This is a genomic window from Mesorhizobium sp. M2A.F.Ca.ET.039.01.1.1 (assembly GCF_003998035.1).
GTDB lineage: Bacteria > Pseudomonadota > Alphaproteobacteria > Rhizobiales > Rhizobiaceae > Mesorhizobium.
Window position 1 is genome coordinate 1 of record NZ_RZRY01000748.1, and the last position, 2,834, is coordinate 2,834.

The window sequence follows — 2,834 nt, forward strand, 5'->3', positions numbered from 1 at the left end:
ACATTGGCGTTGGGCGCGGCGCCGAACGAGGTCGAGGCGCCGGAGAATAGCTTGGCCTGCGAGATCACTTGCGCATGCACTTCGAGCCCGATGATGATTTCCCAGTCGCCGGTGGCGCCGGGGATCAGACGTTTCGCGTCAGGGGTGCGGGTGTCGATGATGCTCATGGAGGCCTGCGTATCTTAGAATTCGCGATATGCAAAACGCATATTTCGGTGCGCAACTTCGCTAGTGCAAACCGCCCTGCGAGACAAGCGTAAAGCCCACACGCTGGCCTTTTCCGCTACGTTCGCCTATGGGACACTCCTCCCAATGGAGAGTGGATGTCCACTTACGCTCAGTCCCGGTGAAGCCCTGACCTCGTAGCGAGGCAGGGCAGAAAAACCTGAAACCCCGTGCCGCGATGTCTCGCGGCGGCGGCTTTTGTTGTTTTTCCCGGGACTTTATCCAATGGACATTTCGCGCAGCGCATGACCCCGAAAATCGGAACCGATTTTCGGAAAGGATCATGCGCCAACCAAGAGTGCCACAGCGTCCTTTTGCGCGTCCGAGACGCGCGGCGCTGTGGGGAACAGCGCATACTGCATCTGCTCGCGCAGGGCGGGCGTATCGAAATCGAAAAAAACGAGAGTAAAAAGATCGCCTCCGTCCAGTGCCTGACCCGCGACGGCTGGCGCTATCCTGGCTTCGACCTGGAGCTCTTTCGACGACTGAGGCGCAAGAAAGCGGTTTCTTCGACGGAAGCCGGCCCCTACCGCATCACCCGGCGCGGGCTGCAGCTCGTCCACGCCGAGCTCGACAACCGCTAATGCCCAATGCCGCCGGCCGAAAAACCGGCGGCATATTTCGCACGCTAGGCGGTGGCGATGTAGGCCCTGATCTCCTCGGCTTCGCGCTCGACGTCCTCGATGCGGCGCTTGACCACGTCGCCGATGGAGACGATGCCGTCGAGCAGGCCGTTTTTCTCCACCGGCAGATGGCGGAAGCGGCCCCTCGTCATGATCTCCATGACCTCGTTGACCGTGTGGTTTTCGTTGCAGATCTTCACCTTCGGTGTCATCGCAGAGCGCACGGCGATGTCGAGCGCGGCGGCGCCCTCCCTGGCCAGGACCTTGACGACGTCGCGCTCCGAGAGGATGCCGACAATCTTCCGGTCGCCATTGGTGATGACGAGCGCGCCGATCCTGTGCTCGGCCAGCATGCGAATGGCCTCGCTGAGTTTCTCATTGGGCCCGAGCGTGAACACGTCATGGCCCTTGCTTTCGAGAATTGCCTTAACCGTCATGGCGTCCTCCACTGCCTTTGACGCCGGCTCCCCGCCCCGACCGGCTTTTCAGCCCCTGCGCCCCTAGGAAGACACCGGGTGCTTAGCAAACATGGTGCGCCGTGATTGGTTGCTTTTCAAGTGCGCCTAAGGAGTAGGCGGCAGCCGGCGGCGGTCGAAGAAACGCAATCCGAAGAAGCCGGCGATGAAGCCGCCAATATGGGCTTCCCAGGCGATCTGGCCGTCGACACCCGGCGCGAAGCCGAGCAGGCCGGTTGCCAGATTGATCACCATCCAGACGCCAAGAAAGGTCATGACGCCGCGCGAGCGCAACACGGCCGCGATCGGCAACGGCTCGCCGGCGAAGGCCGCCCTGCCGGACGACCGGTCGATGCGGAAGCCATAGCGCGCGGCCGCGCCCATCATGCCGGAAATCGCCCCCGACGCGCCGACGAGCGGCACCTCGCCATAGGGATGCAGCGCCCAGAACAGAACAACCGAAGCCAGCCCGGTCACCGCGTAGAATATGGCGAAACGCAGCGCGCCGAGACGATTGGCGAGCGGCGAGCCGAAGGCCGCCAGCCAGATCATGTTGATGGCGATGTGGGCAATGCCACCATGCATGAACGCATAGGTGAATGGACGCGTGAACGAGAACCAGTCGAAGCCATACTTGCCGGTGTAGAGCACCGGAATGAAGGCTCCGTCGTAGAGCAGTACCATGTTCTGCGCATCGTCCAGGACATATTGCTGCAACAGAAAGACAGCCGCGCAAATGCCGATCGCGGCCAACACCACTGGCGGCAGGTTGAACACCGGTTCGCGGCGCCTTGGCTCTGGAGCCTCGTCCGGCGGCGGTTCGTTCTCAGTGGGGCTTACAGGCTCGCTCATGCGCCCTTGCGGTCCGGGAGTCAGGGATTTCGACGAGCATGTAGATCACGCTTTTTCGAATCACAAATGGCTATTCGCCACAGGACGCGTGCGGGAGAAGGCGCGAATCAGAACGGGAACGAATCAAAAAGAAGGCCGTCCAGGTGTCCCCCTGGACGGCCGGTCGAGTCCCCTGCTCCCCGTAAACTCTGACTGAAGTGCTGCCGGTCGTCGCTAGAACGGCCGTTTTGGAGTGGTTTTGATGTGCCACGGGCCTCGGCGGCACGCAATGTAAACCATTTGTTAACCTTAACGACCCCGAGGCGTGAACAAACGTTAACGATACTGGCACGCATCCTGCTCCGCACCGCATGAAGGTCATCGGAGGGCGCCCTGTCTGTTCGCCGATGGGACATCAAAAGACAGATTGTGCGGAGCGGAATGGACATGAAAGAAAAAGGATCGATCGCGCTGTTCCAATATTGGAATCAGTTGCGTGATGGCCGCCTCGCCCCGAAGCGATCGGAAGTGGAGCCAGCCGACATCAAGTCGCTTCTGGCCGACACCTTCATCCTAGAGCGCGACACGCGCGGCGAAGCGGTGTTTCGGCTGGCCGGCACGAGGCTCTGCGCCTATTACGGACGCGAGCTCAAGGGCTTCTCTTTTCCTTCGCTGTGGCGCGAGAAGGACCAGCGTCTGG

Annotated in this window: 4 protein-coding genes and 1 pseudogene; 2 read left to right on the top strand and 3 right to left on the bottom strand. The window is 61.4% G+C overall.

Features of this window, described 5'->3' with window-relative positions:
- Positions 1-167, bottom strand: a pseudogene (gatB, locus tag EOA24_RS33015) (Asp-tRNA(Asn)/Glu-tRNA(Gln) amidotransferase GatCAB subunit B); the annotation flags it as partial.
- 372 nt (positions 168-539) lie between these two features.
- On the opposite strand from gatB, the gene EOA24_RS33025 reads away from it, so the two are divergent.
- The gene (locus tag EOA24_RS33025; RefSeq protein WP_245467390.1) at positions 540-809 is read left to right on the top strand and encodes a YjhX family toxin; all 270 of its coding nucleotides are present in this window, start codon (positions 540-542) and stop codon (positions 807-809) included.
- A 44-nt stretch (positions 810-853) separates the two neighbouring features.
- Here the strand turns inward: EOA24_RS33025 and EOA24_RS33030 are convergent, their stop codons facing one another.
- Positions 854-1,285, bottom strand: coding sequence for a CBS domain-containing protein (locus tag EOA24_RS33030; RefSeq protein WP_126082848.1), 432 nt, complete (start codon positions 1,283-1,285; stop codon positions 854-856).
- Between the two features lie 126 nt (positions 1,286-1,411).
- Positions 1,412-2,155, bottom strand: coding sequence for a rhomboid family intramembrane serine protease (locus tag EOA24_RS33035; protein ID WP_126082849.1), 744 nt, complete (start codon positions 2,153-2,155; stop codon positions 1,412-1,414).
- A gap of 426 nt (positions 2,156-2,581) precedes the next feature.
- Between EOA24_RS33035 and EOA24_RS33040 the strand changes: the two genes are divergently transcribed.
- A partial coding sequence (locus tag EOA24_RS33040) for a PAS domain-containing protein (protein ID WP_127410528.1) occupies positions 2,582-2,834 on the top strand: 253 nt, incomplete at its 3' end.

Coding starts and splice junctions, on each gene's coding strand:
- EOA24_RS33030 (WP_126082848.1), bottom strand. CDS start 1,285: ATGACGGTTAAGGCAATTCTCGAAAGCAAGGGCCATGACGTGTTCACG.
- EOA24_RS33035 (WP_126082849.1), bottom strand. CDS start 2,155: ATGAGCGAGCCTGTAAGCCCCACTGAGAACGAACCGCCGCCGGACGAG.